Raw genomic sequence first — 25,380 nt, 5'->3', positions numbered from 1 at the left:
AACGTTTCCGCCACAGGATCGTTCTCCGGTCTATGCACATGGCTACGCAAACAACAGGACGCGCGCGCAACGGCGATTATGTCGTCCGTTTGCCACGCCCGGCCGATCCGCTCGGCCATGCTCTGCGCGGCGTCTTCGGTGAAACGCCAATGCCCGACGATCTCAAGACGTTGCTGGAGCGCCTCGACCGCGTCACGCACTGAGCGCGTTCCGGACAGGCGCGATCAGGGGCTGGCGATCGGAGCGGTGAGCAGCCGCCATCCGGTCGGCAGAAAGTCGGTCGACATATAGAAATAGAAGGCGCAGCTGCCGTCGGCGCGATAGCTGCCGCCCTTCAGAATTCCATAAGCGGTATCGCCGAGGAACACCGGGCTGCCGCTGTCGCCGCTCCTGCACACCGGCCCCGCCACCGTCGTCCAGGTCGGCAGGCAGGCGCCGCCGCACAGATCGCCCGCCGGCGCGAAGTCGGTCAGTTCGACCTCCGAACAGCTATAGCCGGTGCGCTCGCCGCGGTGGCAGACGATGTCGCCGGCGCGCGTACCGGCACGGCTGCGCGCATCGCCAACCGGCCGGCTGACGGTGCGTGCGCTGTCGGCATAGAATAAAGGCGCGAGCGGCACCGCGCTCGCGTTGATCTGCACGTCCTGATGGCCCCAGCCCCATTGCCCGACGAAGGGCAGGTCCTGTTCGATCCCGGCGGCATCGCGGGCGCGCAGCGCGTCGGGGCAATGCGCCGCGGTGGCGATGCCGGTACGCGTGCCGTCGGTGACGACGAAGCCGGCGGTGCACAGATAGCGATGACTGTCCCCCGGCACCTGCCCGACGACACGCGTCCCGCCCTGGATGCCGCCCATGTCGAGCGCCGGCTGGTCGACGACGCGCAGCCGCACCGGCACCTGCGTCAAGGCCGCGAGCCGCGCGGCAAGCGGCTCGGCGCCCTCCCGCGCGACGTCGCGCGTCGAAACCACCGCGACCAGCTCGCCGCTGCGCTGGTCGATGCCGAGGCCGGGCGGCGACAGCAGGCTGGCGCGGATCGCTGCCTGATAGGCACCGATTGCCTGGACCAGCCCGGTGTGCGTCGCCGCCGCGCCGGTGCTGAAGCTGATCCGCACCGGCGTGCCGTTCAGGTCGATGATCCGTTCGGGCTCCGCCGCCGTACCGGTCAGCGTCACGACGATGGAGAATTCAGGCCGATGGACGAGCGCGATCCCGGTCAGCCGCGCGGCGAATTCGTCGGCGATCGCGTCGGTCACCGGCGCGCTCGCCACCTGCAACCGCAACTGCCGCTCCGCCTCGTCGACCGGCAGCCCGAGCCGGTCGGCGACCGCCGCGGCATCCTGCGCGATCGCGGCGTCGAGCGACTCGACCGGCGCGACCACGGGCGGCGGCGCGACCAACGTCTGCGCCGCGAGCGGCGAACCCGCCGCCAGTCCCGCCGCTCCGATGATCATGCCCAGCCAGCGCCCCACGCCGCCCTTGTAGCGCAGACGGCTGGCCGGTCGATGAACGAACTACAAGGCGATCCGCAGCGTGCCGAGCACCGAGCGCGGCGCGCCCGGCATGTTGAGCAGCGCCGACGTACCATGTCCGGCGACGGTATAATGGACGTTGCCGAGATTATAGGCGTTGAGCTGCCAGCGCAGCGGCCCCGTCGCCACCCACAGCAGCCCGTCGACGGTGACATAATGCGGCAGCACCGTCGTGTTGAGCGGATCAGCCCAGCGGTCGCCGACATAATTGATTCCGCCGCCCAGCCCGAAGCGCCCGGCGAAGCTCTTGCTGAGGAAGCCGTTGGCGGCATGGCGCGGCGCGATCGTCGCACCCTTGCCGACGAAATCGGGGCGCGACGAGGCGGTGATCCGGGCATCGAGATAGGCATAGCCGGCGACCGCCTGGAACCCCGCGGGCAGCGTCATCTGCGCCGACAGTTCGACGCCACGCGTCCGCTGCGTGCCCGCCGCGACCAGCCGCGTCGGGTCGAGCGGATCGGTGCCCTTGATCCCGGTGCGGCGCAGCAGGAACCCCGCCGCCTGCACGTTGAGCGCGCCGCCGAGCAGCGTATATTTGGCGCCGACCTCCTTGTTGCTGGTCTGCTCGGGCGCGATGTCGGCATTGCTCGCGGTCAGTGCGAAGGTCTCGGCGGACGGCTGGAAGCTGCGGCTCCACGACAGATAATAGGATTGCGTCGCGTCGGGTTGCAGCACGATCCCGGCCCGCGGGCTCCACGCGATATCGGTGCGGACCAGCCGCGCCGCGACCGGCAGCCGCTGGTCGGTCGCCTGCCGGAAGCGATCGCGGCGGACGCCGACCAGCGCCTTGATGCCATGGCCGAAGTCGGCGAAATCCTGCACGTAGACGCCGCCGGTGTCGAACACGCTCGCGGTCGCCGTCGCGATCCGCGTGAAGCGGGCGGGATCGAGTACCGGCAGCACCGGCTTGAACAGCGACGTCACCGCCACCTTGACCTGCGCGAACGTATCCGCCCGCTTCGTCTGCCGGGACAGCTCGACGCCGTAGAGCAGCACGTGATCGACCCCGGCGATCCGGCCGCGCCACGTCAGCTCCGCCTGATCGGACCAGCCTTCCTCGTCGCGGTTGAGCCGGCCGTGCTGCAAGGTCACCGTCCGCGCGACCGGATCGATCGCCGCGGGGAGCGTGCTGTTGCGCCACAGCCGGTAATCATAGTGGCGGAAGCCGTTGCGGAAGCGCAGTGCTTCGGACAGGCGGTGCGTCAGCTCGACGGTCTGCGAATAGACCTTGCTCGTCGTCGTATCCACGTCGCGCGCATTGGCGGCCCCGTAATAGGTCGACCGCGGCACGTCGATCGGCCGCCCGCCGAGCGCCGGAATGCCGAGGTCCATCAGCCGGTGATCGTGCAGCGCGTCGGCTTCGAGCATCAGCGTCGTTGCGCGCCCCTCGCCGATCAGCAGCGACGGCGCGATCGCGGAACGGCGCAGCAATTGCTGGTCGCGGAAGCTGTCGTCATCCTCATGCGCGCCGGTGATGCGGAAGCCGACGCCGCTGCGCGCGTCGAAACGGCCGACGTCCCATTCGGCACGCCGCGCGGCGAACGATCCGGCGCTCAGCGCCGCGGCGGTGACATTGCTGTCGGGCCGCTTGAGCACGCGGTTGATCAGCCCGCCCGACGATCCGCGCCCGAACAGCACCGCCGCCGGCCCCTTGACCACCTCGACCCGTTCGACGTTGGACAGGTCGCGGTAATAAAGCGCATCGTCCCGGAAGCCGTTCACATATTGGTCTGCGATCGCCGAGAAGCCGCGGATCGTGACCTGGTCGCGCTGGCCGTCGCCCGCCGCGAAGCTGACCCCCGGCACGTTCTTCAGCGCATCCTGCACCGACAAAGCGCGCTGGTCGCGCAGCACCGCCGCGGTGACGGTCGCGATCGATTGCGGGAGGTCGCGCAGCGGCACCGGGATCTTGGCGAGCCCGGTCTCGCTCGCCGTATAGCCCTGCGGCGAGGCGGTGACGAGGATCGTCTCGCCGGGTTCGTCCTCCGGCGCGGTCTGTGCCGCGGCGGCGGATACCGCGCCATAGCCGACTGCGATGACGATGCCGATCCGCATCGCCAGACTGGTGTCGATCAAAAGAGCCCCCTTTATTGATACTGTTTCGCATTAGTACCAATAAGGGAGCCCGTAAAGCCTGTCGTTTATGGACGCATCACGGCTGCCAATTGGGCCGGTAGCTGGGGTCGAGCCGCCGGTCGATGAAATAGGCCGCACTGATCAGCGCCAGGTGCGTCAGCGCCTGCGGGAAATTGCCGATCGGCTCACCGCGCAGGTCGAGCTCCTCGGAGAACAGCCCGAGCGGATTGGCATAAGCGATCCCCTTGGCGAGGATCAGCTGCGCCTCGTCGAGCCGCCCGGCGCGGGCGAGACATTCGGCATACCAGAAGGTGCAGGTGGTGAACGCCCCCTCCTGCCCGTCCAGCCCGTCGTCGCCGCGATAGCGGTAGACGAGCCCGTCGTCGCGCAACTGTGCGCCGATCGCGTCGAGCGTCGTCAGCCACACCGGGTCGGTCGACGAGACGAAGCGCATCAACGGCATCATCAGCAACGCCGCATCCAGCTCGGTGCCGCCGCGGCTCTGCACGAAATAGCCGTGCTCGGGATGGCGGAAGTTGCTCCAGATATCCTCGACGATCGCATCGCGCGCCTCGCTCCACGCGACCAGCGGCGCCGACAGCGACCGTTTCTTCGCCAGCCGGATCGCCCGGTCGAGCGCCACCCAGCACATCAGCCGCGAATGGAGGAAATGCCGCGGCTCCGACCGCATCTCCCAGATGCCGGCATCGGGCTCCTGCCAATGCGCGATGACATAGTCGACGATGCCGCGGACGTGCTGCCAGCCGGCATGATCGATCGCCGCGCCATATTTGTTGGAGAGATAGACGCTGTCCATCAGCTCGCCGAAGATATCGAGCTGGCTCTGCGCGTGCGCGCCATTGCCGATGCGGACCGGCCGGCTGCCGGCATAACCGGCGAGGTGCGGCAATTCGGTCTCGTCCTTCGCATGCGATCCGTCGATCGCATACATGATGCGGATCGGGTGATCCTGATCCGACGCCATCACCCGCTTGCCGGCCCATTGGCGGAAATGCTCGGCCTCGTCGATGAAGCCCAGCCGCATGAAGGCATAGACGGTGAACGACGCATCGCGGATCCAGGTCGCGCGATAATCCCAGTTGCGCCCGGCACCGACCGCCTCGGGCAGGCCGAAGGTCGCCGCCGCGGCGATCGAGCCGTGCCGGTCCGAGGTGAGCAGCTTGAGCGCCAATGCCGAGCGCAGCACCGCCTCGCGCCAGCGCCCGCGATAGTCCGTGCGGCTCAGCCAGTGCTGCCACGCCTTGGTCGTTTCGGTGATGTCGCCCGAAACGCCGGCATCATCGGGGCGGCGCAATGCGTCGTCGCCGAGCACGAACCAGGCGGTCTCGCCCTCGCCGAGCGTGAATTCCGCCACCGCTTCGCCCGGCGCCGCCTGCACCGGCACCGATCCGTACAGACGCATCGTCAGCGCCCTTCCGGCGAAGCGGACGCCGCCGTCCACCGCCGCCGCCTCCGGCACTTCGCGCGCGTAATCGAAGCGCGGACGACAGCGCGCGGTGAAGCGCACCGTCCCGCGGGTCACGGTGATCTGGCGGATCAGGCAGCGTCGGTCGAGGCCCGCATCGCCGCAGATGTCGGGATGCGGCATCAGGTCGAGGATCTCGACGCTCGCCGCGCTCGCCATCCACCGCGTCGTCAGCACGTTGGTGTCGGGGACGTAGATCTGCAGCACCCGCGCGTCGTCGAGCGCCGGCACGATCTCGAACGCGCCGCCCTGCTCGGCGTCGAGCAGTTCGGCGAACACGCTCGGGCTGTCGAGCGACGGCCAGCACAGATAGTCGATCGTGCCGTCCGCCGCGACCAGCGCCGCGGTCTCCATGTCGCCGATGATGCCGTGATCGCCGATCCGCCGTCGCGGCGTCACCGCCGCCTGCGCCCGCACCTGCGCTTCCGCCTCCGCGGCGGCGTCGCGCTCAGCCATTGTCGCGGAATTCGGGATAGAGCGACATGCCGCCGTCGACGAACAGGGTCGTGCCGGTGACGTAATCCGCCTCGTCCGATGCGAGCCAGACCGCCGCGCGTGCGACATCCTCCGGCTCGCCGATCCGGCCATAGGGGATCAGCCGCAGCAGCTTTTCGAGCGCTTCGGGCGTCTCCCACGCCTCCTGATTGATAGGTGTGCGGATCGCGCCGGGGGCGATGGCATTGACGCGGATCCGGTCCGGCGCGACCTCCTGCGCCAGCGTCCGCGTCAGCATCCGCACGCCGCCCTTCGCCGCGGCATAATTGACGTGCCCCGCCCAGGGGATCAGCTCGTGCACCGAGCTCATCGCGATGATCGTGCCGGCGCTGCGCGACGGCCGCGCGGATTCGGGCTGGCTGCGGAAGCGGCGCACCGCCTCGCGCGCGCAGAGGAACTGTCCGGTCAGGTTGATGTCGATCACCGTATTCCAGTCGTCGAGCGACAGATCGGCGACCGGCGCATCCTTCTGCACGCCCGAATTGGAGACGAGCACGTCGATCCGGCCGAAGGCGTCGGCGGCGGCGTCGAACAAGCGCCCGACCTCCTGCTCCTGCGACACGTCCGCCTGCACCGCGATCGCGCGTCCGCCCCGCTCGCCGATCCGTTCGGCGAGGCTGTTGGCGCTGTCCTCGTCCGACCGATAGTTGATGACGACCGCCGCGCCTGCCCCGGCGAGCCCCTCGGCGACGGCGAGGCCGATTCCCGAACTGGCGCCGGTAATGATGGCGGTATGACCTGCGAGCGCAGACAAAAGCTTTTCTCCCAACGGCTTCGAGCATCCCTGAACGGTCGAGCGCGTCAGGGGATGCGTGTCAGCCGGCCGGATCGCCGTAGAAGAGCCCGCGCCCGTCGGTGCCGACATAGACGCGGCCGGCGCGGCGCGGGTCACCGGCGATGACGCGATAGCGCCCGCCCCAGCGATGCGCATCGTCGTCGATCCGGCTCCATGCTCCCCCGGCATCGTTCGCGCGCCAGATGCCGCGCACCCCGCCGCGGCTGCCGATCGCATAGACCGCGCCCTTGCCGATGCCGAACAGCTCGACCGCAAGATCGCCGTTCGCGGCGACGAAATGCCGGCCCGCGTCGCGGCTGTGGAACAGCGCCGTCCCGACCTGCAGCCACAATTCGCCCGCCGCGCCCGGCACGGCGACGAGCGCGCTTTGCGATTCGCGATTGCGCGGCGCCGCGGCGGACAGGTCGCGCGGCAGGCCCTGCGTTGCGACCGGCGCGAAGCTGGCGCCACCATCATGCGAGACGAGCAGCCGCCCCGCCGCGGCATCGACCGCGTAGAAGGTCGCCGCATCGACCTTGTCCGCCACCGCGCGCGTCCGCGGCGGCAGGCCGCGCACCGCTTGCCAGCTCCGCCCGCCGTCGCGCGTCCGCTGCGGCACGCGCGCGGCGACGATCATCGTCGCGCCGTCCGCGGAGACGGTGATCGCCGCCTCGCCATTGAGGTCGTCGCGCGCCGGCGGCTCTCCCTGCGGCGGCAGGCGCAGCGGCGTCCAGTGCCGCCCGCCATCCTCCGACCGGGCGAGGCTCGCGTCGCGCGGCCGGTCGAGATACAGGCTGCCGCTGCGCACGATGACGTTGGGCGCCCGACCGGCATAATCGAGCATGTTGGTGTTGGAGAGATAGGGATCGATGAAGCTCGGCTGCGGCGAACAGTCGAGATCGTCGTGGACGAAGCCGGCGAGGTCGCCGAAGCCCGAGACGACCGGCGCGCCGCCCGTCGGTGCGATCAGCGTGATCACCGCGGTCTGTTCGATGCCGCGCACCCACGGCGCCCAGTCGACCGGTCCGCGCGCCGGCACCCGCTGCGTCGCATAGACGGTCGCGCCGGTGGTATAGGCGATATGCCCGGCGTCGAAGGGATCGATGGCGAGGCCGGAGATCCAATGGCCGAAATCGGCGCCCTTGCCCTCGTGCAGCAGGAAGGGCGTCGCCGAGACATCGCGGCGGCTGCGCTTGCCGACATCGTCCCACTGCGCGCCGTCGTCACGGCTCAGCCACAGCGAATCGCCCGCGCGATAGCGGTCGATCGTCGATACCGCGACGGTGCCCGGCGCGCTGCGCGCCACCGCGACGCCGAAGAACGCGCCCTCCGCCCCGGCGTCCCGCCAGTCGGGCGGCGTCACGTCGCGCCCCGTGCCGTCGGGATCGTAGCGCCACAGCGCGCCGGTCTTGACCTCGCTCGGACCGATGCCGCTGCCATAGCCGACCCACAGCACGCCGCGTGCGTCGATCACCCCCTTGGCGGCGAGCAGGCCCGGCGCCGCGACCGCGCGCCAATGCGCGCCGCCGTCGTCGGAGCGGTAGAGCGGCGCGACGCCCGGATCGGCGATCCCCGCCCAGATCCGCCGCGCGCCCAGCCGCGGATCGATCGCGACGAACGACACGCCGCCATGCGCCGTCCGGCGCGCCGGCCTGCCGAGCCCGGCATAGGGAAAGCCCGCCACCTTCGCCCAATGCCGCCCGGCATCGCGGCTCTGCCACAGACCGTCGTGCCGCGATCCGAACCACAAATGGTCATGATCGCGCGGATCGATCGCCAGCCGCTCGCCGAGCCCGCGGCCCGGCTCGTTGCCGCCCATCGCGAACGGCACCGGCGTCACCGTCCAGTGGCGGCCGCGATCGGCCGAACGCAGGATCGCCGCGGGCGCGCCGGCGTTCATCCCCGCCGCCATATAGACGACATCGGCATCGACCGGATCGGGCGCGATGCTCTCGATCCCCATATAGCTCGATTCGGCATTGTCGTCCTGCAACGGCAGCCAGCGTGCCGCCTGCGCATCCCAGCGATAGGCGCCGCCCATGTCGGTGCGCAGATAGGCGAGGCCGCGTTCGACCGGGCTGAACACGATGTTCGGCGCATAGCCGCCCGCCCCGACGGTGACGTTGGTCCAGCGATAGGCCGGGGTCGGCGCGGCGGCCGGCAAGGCGAGCGCGACCAGCAGCGCGCCGCCCGCCCTGACCCGCCGCGACCGGCACATCAGCGCGACCGCTCGAGCGTCGCCAGCACCACGTCGTTGCTCTGCATCGCCAGCCGCAGCGTGTACGTCCCGTCGCGCCCGACCTGCACCGTCCGCGCCACCTCCGGCGTATCGGTGGTCAGCGCCTGCAACTCGGCGATCTGCGCCGGCGTCAGCGTCTTGGGCGATCCCATCGCGAGGTAGCGCGAATGCGCGTCGTTATGCTGATAGCCGGTGCGCCGTACCGCCAGCCGGTAGCGGCCGGGCGTCAGGTGCGTCAGCCGCAGCGTCGCCGGCGCGGCGGCGGTCGCCGGCAGCTGGCGGGTGAAGAACGGCCGGTTGCTCAGCACCTGCTTGGGCTGCTGCCAGTCCCACAGCAGCACCGCGGTCCGGCCCGCATCGGTCGTCGCCAGCGCTTGGCCGTCGGCAAGCGGGATCTCCGGCCCGGCGAGCGCGTGGAGGTATTTATACGCGAACCACGCCGGCTTGCGGATGCCCTCGCGGTTCATCAGCCCGAAGCCGCCGTGGAACGGCGTCGGCGGCGGCCCCGCCTCTTCGAACAGATCGCTGTAGGTCCAATAGCTCATCCCCTGCGCGATGCCGCGCGTCGCGCGCAGCTTGGTGAGGATGAAGGGCGCGCTGACATAGGAATCATGCACCGGATCGCGCGGATTGTAGCTCGCGCTCCATTCGGTGAAGAACAGCGGCAGGTCGGGGAAGGACGAGGCGGCGATCTGCGCCCGCACGCGGCGCACGTCGCCGACCACCGAATCGGGATTGGTCGACAACCGGTTGTCGTCCTCGCCCTTCTCATCGAGGAAACCGCCGTCGACGCCATAGGTATGCGTCGAGACGAAATCGACCGGCACGTTCCGCGCCTTGGCATAAGCGAGCAGCTCGGGCACCCAGGCCGCGCCCGCGGTCGCCGGACCGCCGACGCGCAGGGCGGGATCGATCGCCTTGATCGTCCGCGCGCTCGATTCATACAGGCGGAAATAGGCCGCCTGATCCGCCTTTTCCCAGAAGCCGGCGAGATTGGGCTCGTTCCACACCTCGAAATACCAGCTGCGCACCTCCGCCGCGCCGTAGCGCTCGCGCAGATGGCGGACATAGGCGTCGATCAGCTTCGCCCAGCCCTCCGGCTGCGGGTGCGAGGTATTGCCCTTCCAATAGAAGATCGTCTGGTTCGACGTCTTGAGCGCGTCGGGGGTGAAGCCCAGTTCGACGAACGGCTTGATCTTGCGGGCGAGCAAGGCGTCGTAGAGCTGGTCGATCTTCGTCCAGTCATAGGTGATGCCGCCGTCCGGCGTCCGCTTCACCGTCCCCAGGGCGTCGGTGAAGATGTCGTGGAAGCGGACGTAGCGGAAGCCGAGTTCGCGCACCGCGGTGTCGAGCTGGGCGAGGCTGTCGGGGCGGATCAGCGTACCGGCATAATCCGACCCCACCGACAGGTCGAAGGCCCGATCGATCGGCGGGCCCGCGCGCGCGACATCGACGTCGATCGTGCGCGCCTGCTGCGCCGAGGCGGCGGCGGACAGGCCGAGCAGCGCTCCGGCGCCGATACGGACCAAGAGCGCTGTCATTCCATTCCTCCGCTGCGCCGGTCGAGCCACCGATCTAGCCGGAGCCCACCGTCAGATCGATTTATTTGTCGTATTACAATGACTTGCCAGCCGTTTCCGGCGGGCAGGCCGCGATGTCGTCAGAAGGCCAGGTTGATCCCGGTCGAGATACGGCGATCGCTCTGGAACCAGCTGCGGCCATAGAGCGCCCCGTTGGGATAGCCGCCCATCAACGTCCGCTGGGTCGCGCCGAGGATGTTGGTGAACTGCACGCCGAACGAGAAATTGTCGGTCACCTTGAAGCGCGCACCGCCGTCCAGCGTACCATAGGCGCCGCCATAGACCGGCAGCGCGATCTGGATCGGCACCGCGGTCGCACCCGCCGACGGGTAATAGTTATACGTCGGGTTGGTGCCGTTGCTGTTCGTCGTCTGCAGGTACCGCGACCGCCATGAATAAGCGACGCGGAACGACACCGCCTTGCGCTCGTACAGCAGGGTGACGTTGGCATTGTGCTTCGACAGGCCGATCAGCGGCGCGTCATTGTGCGTGACGCCGTTGATGTCGCGATACAGATCGCCCGGGTTCTGGCTGTCGATGAACGTATAATTCGCCTCGAAGCCGAGACCCGCGAGCACGCCGGGCAGCATGTCGAGGAAGGCACGACCGCCGACCTCGACGCCCTTGACCGTCGCCGCCTTGGTCGCGTTGATATAGTCGGTCGCCGCGGCATTGACGTTCTCGCTGGTGCCGTCGGTGAACACCACCGTCACCTGCCGCTGCGTCAGCGAGTAGATCGGCAGGTTGGTCAGGCGCTTGTAGAACGGCGCGATGTGGAAGGCGGTACCGGCGCGGGCGTAATATTCGAATGACAGGTCGAAGTTGTTCGACATCGTCGGCTTGAGCAGCGGATTGCCCGTATCGGCGGTGAAGTTGGTGAAGATATTGGGCAGGCTGCTGGTGCCGCCGGTGTTGCCTGGATTGCTCGTCGTCGCCACACCGATGCTGCCCGACGCGCGCAGCGCGTTGAAGCTCGGCAGATCCATCGTGATGTTATAGCCGGCGCGGATTTTCGTCTTGCTGTTCGGCGCATAGTCGACGTTGATCGACGGCAGCCAGCGGGTGAATTCCGCCTTGCCGCCACGGGCGATGAAGGTCTGCGCCAGCGTCTGCGTCACGCCGTTGCGGACGAAGGTCGACGAATTCTGCTGGATGTAGCCGCTGCCCTCGTTCTGGATGTTGACGACGCGGACGCCGACGTTGCCCGAGATGCCGCCCTCCGGACGACCGAAGCGTGCCAAGGCGTAAGCGGCCTTGGTGATCGTCTTGTTGTCGACCTGATCGCCGGGCAGCACGAAACCGGCCGGACGGGTGATCTGCGAACCCCCACCATAGGTGCTGGAAGGCAGCGGACCCGATGCGGAGCAATCGAACTGTGCCGTGGCGGGGCAGAAGCCCGCCGGCGGCGACGCGGTCAGTCCGGTCCGGTTGGCGACGAAGCGACGGGCCAGATCCTCGCTCGCGAACATCAGATTGCCCGGCAGGACCGTCTCGCCGCGGAAGAAGTCCTTGAACGCGTGATAGGTCGTGTCGCCCGGCGCGGCATTGGCATAGGTCAGCTGCGGATCGCCGTTCCAGCCGCGGCCCAGCGCGCTCCAGTTATAGCCGTTCTGGAGATCGCGTTCGGTCCGCTCGGCAGCGCGGGCACCGACCTTGATCGCCTTGAGGAAGCTGTCGTCGAAGGAATATTCGACATCGAGGTTCGCGGCATCGAGCCGGCCCTTGTTGCGCTCGTTATGCGGCATCGACGCCGACCAGAAATAGTTCGCCGGATTGGCGAAGCCGGCCTGCGCCGCGGCGGTGGTGGTGATCTGCGGCAGGTCGCCGGTCAGGTCCATGCCGAAGCCGGTGCCGAAGCTCAGATCGCGGAAGATGTCGAGACGATCGTAGATCTGCCGCGAATCGACACGCTGCAACGCGCCCTTGAACGACAGGTGGCTGTCGGTCGGCGCATAGTTGAACGCCAGCGAATAGTCGCGGGTGCGCGTGTTGCTGTCGACGAAACCCTTGTTGCCCGAGCTCGTCACCGGGCTGGTGCTGGGCAGGAAGGTATTGGTGTCGCGGTTGAACAGCGAGCTGGTCTTGGTCAGCGCGCCGTTGCTGTCGAAGCTGCTGCTCGCCGGGTCGACCGCGAGCGTCTGCGAGCTGACCTGCGCGCCGTAATCGCTCGACTGGCTCTTGTAGCGCGACTGGAAGAAGGTGCCGCTGAACGTCAGGTCGTCGGTCGGCGCCCACTGCACCGCGCCATAGATACCGTAGCGGCGATACTGGAACGCCTCGTCACCATAGGTGAAGCCGCCCGGGATATAGTAATCCTTACCGCTGATGTTGGTCTTGAAATAGGGCTCGGTGCGGATGAACTGCGACAGCGAGCTGAACTGGCTGTAGGCGATGTCGCCGAGAATGCCGATCTTGCCGATCGGCGTGTCGAACGACTTGGTGAGCAGCATCGACGCGGCCGGATCGGCCTTCTGCGCCATGTCGCCCATGCTCAACTCACCCGTCGCGGCCATATGCCAGTCGCCGTTGAAGTCGAACGGCATCTTGGTGCGCAGATCGATCTGCCCGCCGGTGCCGCCCTCGATCAGGTCGGCGGTGGACGCCTTGTAGACGTCGACCGCGGCCATCAGCTCGGGGGTGACGTCGCTCCACAGAATCGCGCGGCCGTTGTTGGCGCTGAAGATCTCGCGGCCGTTGAGGCGCGAGGCGACGCCGGTCAGACCGCGCACCTGCACGCCCGAGCCCTGCACCGAGAAGTGATCGGGATCGCCGAGCGCGGCGAAGCGCACGATCGACACGCCGGAGACGCGCTGCAACACTTCGGTGATGCTATTGTCTGGCAATTTGCCGGCCTCGTCGGCGACGACCGAGTCGATGATCGTCTCGCTGCGGCGCTTGCGCTCGTCGGCGGCCTGGAGCGCGGCACGACGACCGGTGACGACGATCTCTTCACCCGACGGCTGGTCTGCGGGCACCTGATCGGCGGTGGTCGCATTGCTGGTGAGGTCGCCCGCGGTGGTCGCCGCCTGGCCCGTCGCCTGTGGGATCGCACTCGTATCCGCCTGACCCAGCCCTTCGGCGAAAGCCGGCGTTGCAAGCGCGATCATGCCGAGCGCAAGGCTCGACACACCGGCACGCAGCGCAGCGTTGAAAGCCGGACGCTTGCCGTCCGCGGTCACGATCTTCGTCATCCCCATCCTCTCCGGCGCCCCAACCCGGCGCAAACTGAACCTCGCGCTTTATGGTAGCGCTAGCATTTTCATTAGTGGATTCCGGTCTTAGCGGCAATGTCAGACTTAGGACGATCGAGAAATGGGCCCGATATGTGACTATGATGTAACACTATCCTTCCCCATGGATCGGCTATTGCTATTCACTTGCAACAGCAGCGGCAGCCGCTAAGAGGCTGGCAGCGATCAGGGAGTAGAGAATGACGGCGTTCATCGCGTTGATGGCGGCAAGCATGGTAGCGGCACCGGCGAACGACACCGCCGCCGATCCGCAACGCAGCAGCGACGATATCATCGTCACCGGCCAGCGCAGCGAGGGCACCGATTCCTACGGCGTCAAGACGCAGCGCACCGCGACCCGCCTGCCGCTCAGCCAGCGCGAGACGCCGCAATCGGTCAGCGTCGTCACCCGCGCGCAGATCGAGGATTTCCAGCTCAACGACGTCAATGCGCTGCTCGCCACCGTCCCCGGCGTCAACGTGCTCGCCGGCGAGACCGACCGTGTCTATTATTCGGCGCGCGGCTTCGACATCCAGACCTTCCAGATCGACGGCATCGGCCTGCCCTTCTCGTTCGGCATCCAGACCGGCTCGATCGACACCGCGATCTACGACCGGGTCGAGGTGGTGCGCGGCGCGCCCGGCCTGCTCTCGCCGACCGGCAATCCCTCGGCGGTGATCAACTTCATCCGCAAGCGCCCCTATCGCGAGCTGCACGCCACGGCGAGCGCGCAATATGGCTCGTTCGACAACAAGCGGATCGACGCCGACGTCAGCGTGCCGCTCACCGCCGACGGCAGCATCCGCGCCCGCGCGGTCGGCGCGCTGCTCGACACCGACAGCTATCTCGATCGCTACAGCCTGCGCCGCTGGACCGGCTATGGCATCGTCGAGGCGGATCTCGGCCCCAATACCGTCGTGTCGGCGGGCTATGGCCATCAGGACCATCAGAGCCGCGGCGCGATGTGGGGCGCGATCCCGCTTTATTATACCGACGGCAGCCGCATCGATTTCGCCCGCTCCGCCAATTACGCGCCGCGCTGGTCGGGCTGGAACGTCATCGACCGGCAGATCTTCGGCGACCTGACGCATGATTTCGGCAACGGCTGGACCGGCAAGATCTCGGCGCTGCGCAAGGCGACGAGCGAGAACGACCAGCTCTTCTACGTCTACGGCAACCCCGACCGCGCAACCGGCCTCGGCATCCAGACCTATCCGGGCGCCTTCTCCGGCGAGACGCGCAACTTGACGCTCGACGCCTATATCGGCGGCCCGGTGACGATCGGCGGGCGCAAGCATGACGTGATGGTCGGCGTGATGCGCGGCGCCGAGCGCTACCGGCAATATTCCAGCTACGACAACAGCGCGATCGGCGTGTCGCTGCCGCTCGATTCGCTGTTCGACGGCACCTTCCCGGCGCCGACCTTCCCCACCCCCTATACGCTCAGCCTCGACGTGCACACGCAGCGCGAGACGGTCTACGGCCTCGTCCGCCTCAACCCCGCCGATCCGCTCAAGGTGATGCTCGGCGCGAGCTACACGCATGCCAGCAACAGTGGCTATTCCTATGACGTGCCGACCAGCTTCGACGCCAAGCGCTTCCTGCCGTTCGTCGGCGCGACGCTCGACCTGTCGCCGACGATCAGCGCCTATGCGAGCTACGCGACGATCTTCAATCCGCAGAGCGAGTTCGACGCCAACAACCGCCAGCTCGCGCCGATCACCGGCGACAATATCGAAGCGGGGCTGAAAGGCGCATGGTTCAACGGCCTGCTCAATGCCAGCGCCGCGCTGTTCCAGGCGCGGCAGAACAACACCGCCGAATCGGCGGGCTTCGACACGACGCTCGGCCGCACCATCTATCGCGGCATCGATGCCCGCTCGCAGGGCGTCGAGCTCGAAGTCTCGGGCCAGCCGACGACGGGCGTGCAGGTCACCAGCGGCGTCACGCTGATGCGTATCCGCGGCGACGACACCACCGCGGTGCGCACCTTCGTGCCGCGCAGCACCGGGCGGCTCAACCTGACCTATACGCCGCAGGGCCTCGCCGCACTCAAGCTCGGCGCGTCGCTCCAATATCAGGGGCGTTTCTATTTCGAGCCCGGCACGCTCTCGACCACCACCGGGCAGCCGATCCGCATCACCCAGGGCAGCGTCGCGACGCTCGGCCTGCTCGCCCGCTACGCGCTCACCGACCGGATCGCAGTCAGCGCCAATCTGCAGAATGTCACCAACGCTAAATATCTGACTGCGCTGACCTTCGACCAGAGCCGCTACGCCGCGCCGCGCTCGATCCTCGGCACGATCAGCGTCCGCTACTGACCGCGGCCGGCGCGGGACCGATGGCACCGCTCCCGCGCCCGATCGTTTCCTCATCCCCCAAGGAGACGATCATGGCCGACGACAAGAGCGAACCGCCCGTCCTGTACATGCCCGACAGCCCCAATGTCGGCGCCGCAGACCCGGACGGCGATCCCAACGACCCCAAGCGCGCCGCAAAGGATCAGGCGCGGGCCGACGACCTCGCCGCCAAGGTGGCGATCGGCGACGAACTGTCGGGCTATGAGAAGGTCGCCGGGCGCGGCATCGCGCACGACTGACCGGATCGGCGTCGCGCGCCGGGCGGCACCGCCCGGCACGTGACGCCTGATTCGCCGCACCGGACGCCGCACGGGCGAGGCGTAGCGCGGAGGCACAAGGCCTCGCGCAGATGCACGGACGCATATCCGACGCACGACGATCACGATGGGGGGAGCGATGTGGCTCTATCCGATCCCTCTGGGGTGGAGGAATGCTGCCGGATAGAGCCAAATCAGGATGGTGGGCGTGGCAAGGATTGAACTTGCGACCCCTGCGATGTCAACACAGTGCTCTACCACTGAGCTACACGCCCGCCGGAGGTGGGCCATTAGCCGGGCTTGGCCGGCCTGGCAAGCGCTCAATTCAATCCGCTTGCACTTCCCGTCTCGAACACGCGATCGACCTCGGCGACGAGGTCGCGCAGGTGGAAGGGTTTGGACAGCACGCGCGCATTGGGCATCTCGCGCCCAGCCTTTAGCGTCACCGCGGCGAAGCCGGTGATGAACATCACGCGCAGCCCCGGCACCAGCTCGGCGGCGCGGCGGGCGAGCTCGATGCCGTCCATCTCCGGCATGACGATGTCGGTGAGCAGCAGATCGAACGATTCGCGCTCCAGCAGCGGGATCGCCGCGGTGCCGCGATCCACCGCCGCCACCGCATAGCCGGCGCGCTCCAGCGCCCGGGTGAGATATTCGCGCATGACTTGATCGTCTTCGGCCAGCAGGATGCGGATCATCGCTCGGTCGGTCTCCCTGTGCACGCCCGCTCTATGATGCGCAGATGTAAAGATTTCCAGCGCGCCATGGCAGCGAAGGCGATAGGACGTGCCATAGATGGACGCAGCGTTCGACTCGATCGGCGGCACCGACCGCGACGGCGCACCGCTCAGCCCGGTGGTGCTGTCGGTGCCGCATGCCGGGCGCGACTATCCGGCGGCATTGCTCGGCGCGCTGCGCCTGCCCGCCACCGCGCTCGTCGCGCTCGAGGATCGCTTCGTCGACGCAGTGGCGGACGGCGCGCAGACGCGCGAGACGATGCTGGTCCAGCGCCGCGCGCGCGCCTGGATCGACCTCAATCGCGGCGAGAGCGAGCGCGACCCGCGTGTCGACGAAGGCGCGCGGCCGCAGGCGCTGCCCACCGCCTCCGCCAAGGTGCGCAGCGGACTGGGGCTGGTGCCGCGCCGCGGCGGCGCGGCGGGCGATCTGTGGCGGCGGCGGTTCAGCGCGGTCGAGGTCGCGGCGCGGATCGCGCAGGATCACCGCCCCTATCACGACGCGCTCGCCGCGGCGCTGGCGGCGGTGCAGCGCCGGTTCGGCGTCGCGGTGCTGCTCGACATCCATTCGATGCCGCCGCTCGGCGACCATGCCCGCGTCGTGCTCGGCGATCGTTTCGGCCAGGCGGCGGCGCCGCGCTTCATCGCCCGGCTCGAGGCGGAGGCGGCGCGCAGCGGACTGCGCAGCGCGCTCAACACGCCATATGCCGGCGGCCATATCCTCGAACGCCATGCCGCCCCCGCGCGCGGCATTCACGCGATCCAGATCGAATTCGACCGGACGCTCTATCTCGATGCCGCGCTCGACCAGCCCGGCGCCGGCCTGCCGATGGTCGTCGCGCTGCTGCGCCGGATGATCGCCGCGGTGGCGGACGAGGCGCTCGGCGACGACGGCCGCGCGCTCGCGGCGGAATGACATAAAAAAACCACCCCGTGCAGAAGCACGGAGTGGCCAAGGTTCAGGGAGGAGACACACTGAAAGTGTGTCATACGGGCTCGCGAAAGGGGGGACACGAGCGCCGTACTTCTGTAAAATAGGCGAGCCGCCGATTGGTTCAACCCCCGCCCCGCAAGGCGGTGTTTTTTCCTGATGAAATGGCTTTTACCGGTCGAGCGCGGGCGCCATCCGCGCCAGCACCGAGTCGCGCAGCAGCAGATGGTGGCGCAGCGCCGCCGCGACGTGCAGTACTACCAGCGCCAGCATCAGCCAGCCGAGCAGGCCATGCGCATTGTGGCCGAGATCGGCCGCGCCCTCGCCGACCGGCAGCTTGGGCACGTCGAACAGCCCGAACCAGCTCAGCGGCCGCGCCGGCCCCGGTCCCGGCGGGCCGGAGACCATCATCCACCCGGTCAGCGGCATCGCCACCATCAGCAGATACAGGCTCCAGTGCGTCGCATGCGCGAGGCCCTTCTCCCAGCCGGGCGTGCCCGCGGGCAGCGGCGGCGGGCGATGCGTCAGCCGCCACGCGACGCGCGCGGCGGTGAGCGCCAGCACGGTGATGCCGATCGCCTTGTGCGCCCCCATCAGCGCCCGCAGCGCCGGGATGCCGTCATGGCCGATGCCGATGATCAGATTGGCGATGACCAGCGCCGCGATCGTCCAGTGGAAGGCGATCGCCACGCTGGAATAGCGCTCGCCGCGCAGCCGTTCCGCCATATCCCGCTCCTCGCCGTCAGGGCCGTACCATCGCTGCGCCGCCGCAAGCGGTCAAGCCCGGCGGAGGCGGGCCCTGCGCGAACCGCCCCCGCATCGTCGGGTGCGTCGGAGGCGCGCGCCCTCGAGCGATTGTCGGCCTTAGGCCAGGCGTCTCGCCCATCCGGACTTGGAGCCAAGTCCGCCGTACTGCGAAATCAGCGGCTTACGGTGTGCCGGAACCGCGGAGGCCGGAGCAGGTGCGGCATGACGGAGCCGAGAAGCGACTTCGCGGAGGCTGTGAAGAGGCCGAAACAAAAAGTTCGCGCCGGTCGCTTCCCCACCCCTCTCCGCGCCTCCGCGCCTCCGCGTGAACCAATCTCCGGCCCACTGCTGTCATGGCATGAAAGATCACGCGACGACGCGAAGACGCGAAGAGAAAAGGAGGTTCACGCGGAGGCGCGGAGGAGGGTCAGGAACGCCGTCCCGCATCGCGATGAGCGAAGAAGCTTTCGAAACAGGAGCGTCCGAACGTGTCGTCACGCGCAGCACCTTTGCGCCTTTGCATGATCCAGATCCGAAGACAGTCGCTGAGCGGTCGGCAAAAGGGCGGGGCGGGTATCAGATCAAGGGCGTCCACCGTCACGCTGCCACGCTGCCACGCGATCTGTACACGTATGAGCTACGAGACCTCGCAGGGGCCGAAGCCCCAGCAGTGCTCCCGCGAAGGTGTACAGTTTCGGGAGCCCAGTGTTCTTTCCACCGCAAGCCGTTGCTCTGCTTGACCACTGGATTCCCGCCTGCGCGGGAATACTGGCGCGACCGGCGATCCCGCGCCGACTCGCGCTCAGATCGCGGCCTCGCGTGCGGACCAAACACTCATCTGAGCCGCGAAGGCGGCGCAGCTCCACGCGCGCGCCGCACTTCGCCGGAAACACCGCCCCGCCCCGGCAACAGCGGGCGACGCCGCATCCCGCGACGCCGCCCGCCCGCAGGATCAGACCAGCTGCGGCTGCGGCACCTTGCCCTGCTGCGACTGGCGGCCGAAGATCTCGCGCATCAGCGACAGCGAGAAGAGGTGCGCGTAGAGCAGCGGCAGCATGCCCGACTGGCTCATCTTGCGCAGCTGGTCGCCGCGCAGACCGGCGAGCTTCTCCTCGTTGATCATCTGGAAGCCGCGATAGACGAACGGCTGCTGGGTCTCGTCGACCTGGATGGTGACCTCGCCCTCCATCAGCAGCTCCTGCTCGCGCAGCTCGTTCATGAACGCCTGCGTGCGGGCGCCGGCCTGTTCGAACTGTTCGGCGAAATCGAGGATCGACTTGGTCACCTGGCTCGGCTGGCCGTTTTCGAACAGCGCCTCGCCGTCGTCATACGGCCCGAGCGCCTCCGACGTCGGATCGAAGCACAGCGACAGCTCCTCGGCGTCGGGGCGCAGCCGCGCCAGCATGTACGGATAGCGGCGGACATAGGCGGGGACGTAGAAATTGGTCTCGGTCAGCTTGCCGTCGTCGCCCATGAAGACGTTGACGCCCTCGTTGAGGCCCATCAGCGCCAGCGGGATGGCATCGTCGCCGACCGAGAAGACGATCGGCATATGCCGCTGCACCAGCGGGAATTCGTCGGTGGTGATCGGAATCGCATGCTGCCCGACCAGGAAGGGCGCGCTGTCCTGCTGGCGGATGCGCCAATTGGCATGCGTCTCGCTCGAGAGCGGCTCGAGGCCGTTGTAGAACAAAGGAAGCGGCGCACTGGCCATGGGAACTCTCTCCGTCGTGGATAGTTTGCGGCGCAGCCGCAGGCTGGCCGGCTGCTCTATTGGCCGGCGCGCCGGGGCGCAAGCGTGACGAGCTTGCCGGGATTGAGGATGCCGAGCGGGTCCATCGCCGCCTTCACCGCGCGCAGCGCCGCGAGCCGCGCCGGCGACGAGGTGCGTTCGAGCTCGTCGCGCTTCATCTGGCCGATGCCATGTTCGGCGGCGATCGATCCCCCCGCCGCGATCACCAGATCGTCGACGAAGCGCGTCACCACCGGTACCTCCTCCGCATACCAGCGCGCCGGATCGGTGCCGGGTGCAGCGCGGACGTGGAAATGGACGTTGCCGTCGCCGAGGTGGCCGAAGCCGCTCGCGCGGCAGCCGGGGAAGCGCGCCTCGCACGCCGCCGCCGCCTCGATCATAAAGCGCGGCATCGTGTCGACCGGCACCGACAGATCGTGCTGCGACGCCGGGCCGAGCGCCCGTTCCGCGTCGGAAATCGATTCGCGCAACCGCCAGAAGTCCGCCGCCTGCGCCGCGCTGGTCGCGATCGTCGCATCGGCGATCAGCCCGTCGGCGAGCGCCTCGCCGAGCCATCGCTCGGTCAGCGCCGCGCCCGCCGGATCGCTATGCTCGATCAGCAGGTGCCAGGCCGCCGTCGTCGCGACCGGCGCGCGCGCGCCGGGAACGTAGGCGAGCACCGCGGCGAGCGTCTCCTGCGGCAGGATCTCGAAACTCTCCAGCGCATCGCTGCCCGCCTGGCAGCGGCGCAGCAGCGCCAGCGCCGCCGCCGGATCGCGCACCGCCGCCCAGGCGGTGGTCCGCGTCGCCGGCTCGGGCGCGAGCCGCAGCGTCGCCGCGGTGACGATGCCGAGCGTCCCTTCCGCGCCGATCAGCAATTGCGTCAGGTCGTAACCGCGATTGTCCTTCTTGAGCGGCGCCAGCCCGTCATGCACGCTGCCGTCCGCCAGCACCACCTCGAGCCCCGCGACCAGCCCGCGCATCGATCCGAAGCGCAGCACCTGCGTGCCCCCGGCATTGGTCGAGACGAGCCCGCCGACCGTCGCATGCCCCTTCGCGCCCAGCGTCAAAGGGAAACGCCGGCCCGCCGCCAGCGCCGCCTCGTGCAGGTCGGACAGGATCACCCCCGCCTCCGCCACCGCAAGGTTCGCCGCCGCATCGAGGCGGCGGATCGCGGTCATCCGCCGCAGCGACAGGATCAGCGCCGATCCATCCGCGGGCGGCGTCGCGCCGCCGACCATCGAACTGTTGCCGCCCTGCGGTACCAGCGGCACGCCGTGCGCCGCGGCGGCGGCGACCACCGCGCTCACCTCCGCGGTCGAGGCGGGGGCGAGCAGCGCCGGGGCGGCGCCGTGGAAGCGCCGCCGCCAGTCGACCAGCCATGGTGCGATCCGCTCGGCATCGGTGACGATCCCCTTGGGCCCGAGCGTCGCGGCGAGCGAGTCGAGCAGGGCGGTCTGCGCAGGCGTCATGACAGGATCGCTACCGGAAGTTCATCGCGCGTTCAACGATCCGGGCTAAGGGGCGGGCAAGACATGCTGCATCCCGCGCTTCCCATCCTGCTGCTCGCCGTCACCGCGCCCGCCGTCGCGGCGCTCGACGCCGCACCTCCCGACGCCGCGCCGGCGCAGCAGTCGCTCGACGGCACGATGGTCGCGCAGATGACGATCCGCGAACGCGTCGTCATCCGCGTGCCGCGGATGAGCGCGGCGTCGCGGCTGCCCCTCCCTGTGCCGGTCCGCTACAAGGAGAAGAAGGGCCCCAAATGCGTCGCCGCGGCGGAGCTGGCCGGCGCGCTGATCCAGGAGCCCGGCGCGGTCGATCTGGTGATCACCGGCGGCAAGCGGCTGCGCGCGCGGCTCGACAAGGATTGCGGGCCGCTCGATTATTATGCCGGCTTCTACCTGCGCCCCGCCGCCGACGGCAAGGTCTGCGCCGGTCGCGACGTGCTGCGCATGCGATCGGGCGCGAGCTGCGGCATCGCCACCTTCCGCACGCTCGTCGCCGCCAAATAATCCGCGCCGGTCGCCGCAATAGAGCGCCACGGCCAGCCAATTCTTGACTTTTCCGGCCAAATCCGCAAGCGCCGGCGGCAAGGACCGCGCAGGCGCGCGTGGCCGTTCTTATCCGGATCCTTGCATGAGCCTTATGGCATGAGCTTCGCCGACCTCGGCCTCTCCGACGGACTGCTCAAGGCGGTCACCGACGCCGGCTATACCGAGCCGACGCCGATCCAGGCCTCCGCCATCCCCAGCGTGCTGATGATGCGCGACCTGATCGGCATCGCCCAGACCGGCACCGGCAAGACCGCCGCCTTCGTGCTGCCGATGATCGACATCCTCGCCCATGGCCGCAGCCGGGCGCGCATGCCGCGCAGCCTGATCCTCGAACCGACGCGCGAGCTCGCCGCGCAGGTCGCCGAGAATTTCGAGAAATACGGCGCCGGCACCAAGCTGTCGATGGCGCTGCTGATCGGCGGCGTGTCGATGGGCGATCAGATCAAGGCGCTGGAAAAGGGCGTCGACGTGCTGATCGCGACGCCGGGGCGGCTGATGGACCTGTTCGGTCGCGGCAATATCCTGCTCACCGGCTGTTCGATGCTGGTCATCGACGAGGCGGACCGGATGCTCGACATGGGGTTCATACCCGACATCGAGGAAATCTGCACCAAGCTGCCCAAGCAGCGCCAGACCCTGCTCTTCTCGGCGACGATGCCGCCGCCGATCAAGAAACTCGCCGACAAGTTCCTCGACAATCCCAAGATGATCGAGGTGTCGCGCCCCGCCTCGACCAACCTCAACATCCAGCAGTTCCTCGTTCCCGTCACCGGCAATGCGATCAAGAAGCGCGACACGCTGCGCCGCCTGCTCGGCCAGGACGAGGTGCGCAACGCGATCATCTTCTGCAACCGCAAGACGACGGTGCGCGAGCTGAACAAGAGCCTGAAGAAGCACGGCTTCAAGTCGGGCGAAATCCATGGCGACATGGAGCAGGCGCAGCGCATCGCCGAGCTCGACCTGTTCAAGGACGGCAAGATCAACATCCTCGTCGCGTCCGACGTCGCGGCGCGCGGGCTCGACATCAAGGGTGTCAGCCACGTCTTCAACTTCGATGCGCCGTGGCATCCCGACGATTACGTCCACCGCATCGGCCGCACCGGCCGCGGCGGCGCGACCGGCATCGCCTATACGCTGATCACCGGCGAGGATGCCGAGAACATCCAGAATATCGAGAAGCTGACCGGCCAGAAGATCGAACGCCTGACGCTCGACACGCCGGCGACCGAACCCGCCGCCCCCGCCGCTGAGGCGGAGGAACAGGCCGCTCCTGCGCCGCGCGCGCGCCGCGAGCGCGAGCCGCGCCGCGACCGTCGCACTGCGGGCCAGGGCGAGCCGCGGTCGCAGGACTCGTTGCCGGACGCCGCTCAGCCCCAGTCGCAGCAGGCGCCGCGCGCGGAACGTCCGGCACCGGCCGCGCCGGCGCGCCAGGCCGACCGCCGCCCCCGGCGCGATCAGCAGGACGACGGACCCGACGACGGCTGGAACGGCCCGATCCCGGACTTCCTGTCCTATTCGTTTGGCCTGCCCGCTCCGTCTGACCACGCCGCCGACGCCTGAGCGCAAGCGGCGACGGACCTAGCCCTTCGCCGCCGCCTCCGCCAGCAGCGCATCGTCGATCGCCGCGGCGCGCCGGAACGCCTCGCGCGCGGTCAGCCGGTCGATGTACGCCGCGAGCCCCTCGGTCTTCGGCAGCAGGCCGAATTGCGTGTACCACATCGCCGCCGAGCCGACGTAGACGTCCGCCGCGGTGAAGCGGTCGCCGGCGATATACGGCCGGCGCGACACCGCCGCGTCGAACACGCCGGTGACGAGGTCGAACGTGCCGTAGCCCGCCATCCGCTGCATCTGCGGCTCGGTCTCGACCTTCATCGCGCGATTGACCACCGCCGCCTCGAGCGGGCCCGCGGCGAAGAACAGCCAGCGATAATAGTCGCCCCGCTCCGCTGCGGTCGGCGCGAGGCCGGCGTTGGGGAAGGTCTCGGCGAGATAGGCGCAGATCGCCGCACCCTCGGTCACCACCGTCTCGCCGTGGACGATCGCCGGCACCTTCATCATCGGGTTGATCGCACGATAGGCGTCGGCCTTGAGGCTCGTCGCATAGTCGAGCACCACCGTGTCATAGGCCGCGCCGCTCTCCTCGAGCATCCAGCGGGCGATCCGGCCGCGCGACTGCGGATTGGTATAGAAGGTCAGCGCCGTCATCGTCCCGCCCCCCGCGCTCACAGCTGCCGCTTGAACAGATCGAGCATCCGACCCCAGGCGCGCTCGGCCTGCGGCTTGTTGTAGACCTTGCTGTCGGGGACGCACCAGCCGTGCATCGCACCGGCATAGACCTCGATCTCGGCGGGGCGCTTGGCGGCGGCGAACGCTTCGCGCAGCACGGTCTTGTCGTTCGGGCTGCGCGCATCGTCGTTGCTGGCGATCGCGATCAGATAGCCGCCGGCCAGCTTCGGCACCAGGAGATGCGGACTGTCCGGTCCGTCGCTGACCAGCCCCGCGCCGTGGAACGACCCGCCGGCATGGACGCGTGCCGGCTTGGCGGCGGCGGTGCGCAGCACCATCGGTCCGCCCATGCAATAGCCGGCGCTGCCGATGCCGCGCCGGGTGTCGACCTCCGTCTGCAGGTCGAGGAAGGCGAGGAACACCTCCGCATCGCTGGTCGTCGCCGCCGCGGTCAGCGCCGCGCGCCACGGCATGATCCGGTCGCGCACCGCCGGCTGGTCGAAGCTCTCGCCCGGCGCGATGATCGGCGCCTTGGCCGAGCGGTAGAATTGGTTGACGACCAGCACGGCATAGCCCGATTGCGCGAGCCGGTCAGCCATCGCCCGGAAGGCGGGGCGCAGGCCCATGATATCGGGCCACATCAGCACGCCGGGCGAACGGGTGCCGGTCGGCGCGGTGAAATAGGCGTCACACTGGCCATCGGGCGTGGTGATCGTCACGTCGCGCCCCTTGATCGGCTTGGCATCCGCCGGCGCCGGCAGCACCAGCGCCGCCCCCACCGCCCCGGCCGCCGCACCGAGCTGCCGCCGCGTCAGCCGGCCATTGTCCTCGGCGGTGAGTTCGTCGCACATGCCTGCTCTCCCTTGCGTTCGCGGGAGGCTAGCCGAGCGCGCGGGGACGCGCCAGTGGGGTGTGACGGTGGCCGG

19 protein-coding genes and 1 tRNA gene are annotated in these 25,380 nt (G+C 68.8%); 6 read left to right on the top strand and 14 right to left on the bottom strand.

All coding sequences use genetic code 11. The features are described from left to right. The first annotated feature begins 38 nt into the window (after positions 1-38). On the top strand, positions 39-203 hold the full coding sequence (locus tag V8201_RS01080) for a hypothetical protein (RefSeq protein WP_200870347.1): 165 nt from the start codon (positions 39-41) through the stop codon (positions 201-203). 21 nt (positions 204-224) lie between these two features. On the opposite strand, the gene V8201_RS01075 is transcribed toward V8201_RS01080, so the two are convergent. From V8201_RS01075 to V8201_RS01045, 7 genes are all read right to left on the bottom strand, one after another. Continuing rightward, positions 225-1,469: a chymotrypsin family serine protease gene (locus V8201_RS01075; protein WP_235199518.1), complete on the bottom strand. Its 1,245-nt coding sequence runs from the start codon at positions 1,467-1,469 to the stop codon at positions 225-227. 42 nt (positions 1,470-1,511) lie between these two features. Next, a complete protein-coding gene (locus tag V8201_RS01070) occupies positions 1,512-3,605 on the bottom strand; it encodes a TonB-dependent receptor (protein WP_336544266.1) in 2,094 nt (697 codons plus the stop codon). Positions 3,606-3,681: 76 nt separating this feature from the next. Further along, on the bottom strand, positions 3,682-5,547 hold the full coding sequence (locus tag V8201_RS01065; RefSeq protein ID WP_051583253.1) for a glycoside hydrolase family 15 protein: 1,866 nt from the start codon (positions 5,545-5,547) through the stop codon (positions 3,682-3,684). After that, the gene (locus V8201_RS01060; protein ID WP_271299527.1) at positions 5,540-6,340 is read right to left on the bottom strand and encodes an SDR family oxidoreductase; all 801 of its coding nucleotides are present in this window, start codon (positions 6,338-6,340) and stop codon (positions 5,540-5,542) included. Before V8201_RS01060 ends, V8201_RS01065 begins: the two co-directional genes overlap by 8 nt. A gap of 61 nt (positions 6,341-6,401) precedes the next feature. Next, entirely contained in the window at positions 6,402-8,579 is a 2,178-nt protein-coding gene (locus tag V8201_RS01055; RefSeq protein ID WP_336544265.1) for a WD40/YVTN/BNR-like repeat-containing protein, read from the bottom strand. Then, on the bottom strand, positions 8,579-10,141 hold the full coding sequence (locus tag V8201_RS01050; protein WP_336544264.1) for a GH39 family glycosyl hydrolase: 1,563 nt from the start codon (positions 10,139-10,141) through the stop codon (positions 8,579-8,581). The genes V8201_RS01055 and V8201_RS01050 overlap by 1 nt, the downstream gene beginning before the upstream one ends. Positions 10,142-10,260: 119 nt before the next feature. Beyond that, the gene (locus tag V8201_RS01045; protein WP_271299530.1) at positions 10,261-13,371 is read right to left on the bottom strand and encodes a TonB-dependent receptor; all 3,111 of its coding nucleotides are present in this window, start codon (positions 13,369-13,371) and stop codon (positions 10,261-10,263) included. Between the two features lie 239 nt (positions 13,372-13,610). On the opposite strand from V8201_RS01045, the gene V8201_RS01040 reads away from it, so the two are divergent. Both V8201_RS01040 and V8201_RS01035 read left to right on the top strand, forming a co-directional pair. Beyond that, positions 13,611-15,731: a TonB-dependent siderophore receptor gene (locus V8201_RS01040; RefSeq protein WP_336544263.1), complete on the top strand. Its 2,121-nt coding sequence runs from the start codon at positions 13,611-13,613 to the stop codon at positions 15,729-15,731. Positions 15,732-15,802: 71 nt separating this feature from the next. After that, positions 15,803-16,009: a hypothetical protein gene (locus V8201_RS01035; RefSeq protein ID WP_336544262.1), complete on the top strand. Its 207-nt coding sequence runs from the start codon at positions 15,803-15,805 to the stop codon at positions 16,007-16,009. Positions 16,010-16,227: 218 nt separating this feature from the next. Here the strand turns inward: V8201_RS01035 and V8201_RS01030 are convergent. Together V8201_RS01030 and cpdR are read right to left on the bottom strand one after the other, a co-directional pair. Next, positions 16,228-16,302 (bottom strand) — tRNA-Val (locus V8201_RS01030). A 45-nt stretch (positions 16,303-16,347) separates the two neighbouring features. After that, positions 16,348-16,725: a cell cycle two-component system response regulator CpdR gene (cpdR, locus tag V8201_RS01025; protein WP_271299532.1), complete on the bottom strand. Its 378-nt coding sequence runs from the start codon at positions 16,723-16,725 to the stop codon at positions 16,348-16,350. A gap of 97 nt (positions 16,726-16,822) precedes the next feature. Here cpdR and V8201_RS01020 point away from each other — a divergent pair, with 97 nt between their 5' ends. After that, positions 16,823-17,677 (top strand): N-formylglutamate amidohydrolase, encoded by an 855-nt coding sequence (locus tag V8201_RS01020; RefSeq protein WP_037531950.1) that lies wholly within the window; start codon positions 16,823-16,825, stop codon positions 17,675-17,677. Between the two features lie 186 nt (positions 17,678-17,863). Here the strand turns inward: V8201_RS01020 and V8201_RS01015 are convergent, their stop codons facing one another. The 3 genes from V8201_RS01015 to V8201_RS01005 form a co-directional block, all read right to left on the bottom strand. Next, positions 17,864-18,418: a cytochrome b gene (locus tag V8201_RS01015; RefSeq protein ID WP_037531948.1), complete on the bottom strand. Its 555-nt coding sequence runs from the start codon at positions 18,416-18,418 to the stop codon at positions 17,864-17,866. Positions 18,419-19,391: 973 nt separating this feature from the next. After that, on the bottom strand, positions 19,392-20,153 hold the full coding sequence (locus V8201_RS01010) for a SapC family protein (RefSeq protein WP_336544261.1): 762 nt from the start codon (positions 20,151-20,153) through the stop codon (positions 19,392-19,394). 56 nt (positions 20,154-20,209) lie between these two features. After that, on the bottom strand, positions 20,210-21,643 hold the full coding sequence (locus V8201_RS01005) for an FAD-binding oxidoreductase (protein ID WP_336544260.1): 1,434 nt from the start codon (positions 21,641-21,643) through the stop codon (positions 20,210-20,212). Between the two features lie 63 nt (positions 21,644-21,706). Between V8201_RS01005 and V8201_RS01000 the strand changes: the two genes are divergently transcribed. Together V8201_RS01000 and V8201_RS00995 are read left to right on the top strand one after the other, a co-directional pair. After that, a complete protein-coding gene (locus tag V8201_RS01000; protein ID WP_336544259.1) occupies positions 21,707-22,186 on the top strand; it encodes a hypothetical protein in 480 nt (159 codons plus the stop codon). A gap of 138 nt (positions 22,187-22,324) precedes the next feature. After that, positions 22,325-23,788, top strand: coding sequence for a DEAD/DEAH box helicase (locus tag V8201_RS00995; RefSeq protein WP_336544258.1), 1,464 nt, complete (start codon positions 22,325-22,327; stop codon positions 23,786-23,788). Positions 23,789-23,806: 18 nt separating this feature from the next. Here V8201_RS00995 and V8201_RS00990 read toward each other — a convergent pair whose 3' ends face one another. Then, complete coding sequence (locus tag V8201_RS00990; RefSeq protein WP_336544257.1) at positions 23,807-24,433, bottom strand: glutathione S-transferase family protein; 627 nt, start codon at positions 24,431-24,433, stop codon at positions 23,807-23,809. 17 nt (positions 24,434-24,450) lie between these two features. Beyond that, complete coding sequence (locus tag V8201_RS00985) at positions 24,451-25,305, bottom strand: dienelactone hydrolase family protein (RefSeq protein ID WP_037531938.1); 855 nt, start codon at positions 25,303-25,305, stop codon at positions 24,451-24,453. Positions 25,306-25,380: the final 75 nt, after the last annotated feature.

The organism is Sphingomonas kyungheensis (genome assembly GCF_037120395.1).
Lineage (GTDB): Bacteria > Pseudomonadota > Alphaproteobacteria > Sphingomonadales > Sphingomonadaceae > Sphingomonas > Sphingomonas kyungheensis.
This window is presented reverse-complemented; position numbering and strand designations above follow the sequence as displayed.

What these genes read in the sequence shown, in the direction of transcription:
- V8201_RS01080 (WP_200870347.1), top strand. Translation starts at nt 39, where the DNA reads ATGGCTACGCAAACAACAGGACGCGCGCGCAACGGCGATTATGTCGTC.
- V8201_RS01010 (WP_336544261.1), bottom strand. Translation starts at nt 20,153, where the DNA reads ATGGCCAGTGCGCCGCTTCCTTTGTTCTACAACGGCCTCGAGCCGCTC.
- V8201_RS01045 (WP_271299530.1), bottom strand. Translation starts at nt 13,371, where the DNA reads ATGACGAAGATCGTGACCGCGGACGGCAAGCGTCCGGCTTTCAACGCT.
- V8201_RS01040 (WP_336544263.1), top strand. Translation starts at nt 13,611, where the DNA reads ATGACGGCGTTCATCGCGTTGATGGCGGCAAGCATGGTAGCGGCACCG.
- V8201_RS01035 (WP_336544262.1), top strand. Translation starts at nt 15,803, where the DNA reads ATGGCCGACGACAAGAGCGAACCGCCCGTCCTGTACATGCCCGACAGC.
- V8201_RS01065 (WP_051583253.1), bottom strand. Translation starts at nt 5,547, where the DNA reads ATGGCTGAGCGCGACGCCGCCGCGGAGGCGGAAGCGCAGGTGCGGGCG.
- V8201_RS00985 (WP_037531938.1), bottom strand. Translation starts at nt 25,305, where the DNA reads ATGTGCGACGAACTCACCGCCGAGGACAATGGCCGGCTGACGCGGCGG.
- V8201_RS01055 (WP_336544265.1), bottom strand. Translation starts at nt 8,579, where the DNA reads ATGTGCCGGTCGCGGCGGGTCAGGGCGGGCGGCGCGCTGCTGGTCGCG.
- V8201_RS00990 (WP_336544257.1), bottom strand. Translation starts at nt 24,433, where the DNA reads ATGACGGCGCTGACCTTCTATACCAATCCGCAGTCGCGCGGCCGGATC.
- V8201_RS01050 (WP_336544264.1), bottom strand. Translation starts at nt 10,141, where the DNA reads ATGACAGCGCTCTTGGTCCGTATCGGCGCCGGAGCGCTGCTCGGCCTG.
- V8201_RS01015 (WP_037531948.1), bottom strand. Translation starts at nt 18,418, where the DNA reads ATGGCGGAACGGCTGCGCGGCGAGCGCTATTCCAGCGTGGCGATCGCC.
- V8201_RS00995 (WP_336544258.1), top strand. Translation starts at nt 22,325, where the DNA reads ATGAGCTTCGCCGACCTCGGCCTCTCCGACGGACTGCTCAAGGCGGTC.
- V8201_RS01020 (WP_037531950.1), top strand. Translation starts at nt 16,823, where the DNA reads ATGGACGCAGCGTTCGACTCGATCGGCGGCACCGACCGCGACGGCGCA.
- V8201_RS01005 (WP_336544260.1), bottom strand. Translation starts at nt 21,643, where the DNA reads ATGACGCCTGCGCAGACCGCCCTGCTCGACTCGCTCGCCGCGACGCTC.
- V8201_RS01000 (WP_336544259.1), top strand. Translation starts at nt 21,707, where the DNA reads ATGCTGCATCCCGCGCTTCCCATCCTGCTGCTCGCCGTCACCGCGCCC.
- cpdR (WP_271299532.1), bottom strand. Translation starts at nt 16,725, where the DNA reads ATGATCCGCATCCTGCTGGCCGAAGACGATCAAGTCATGCGCGAATAT.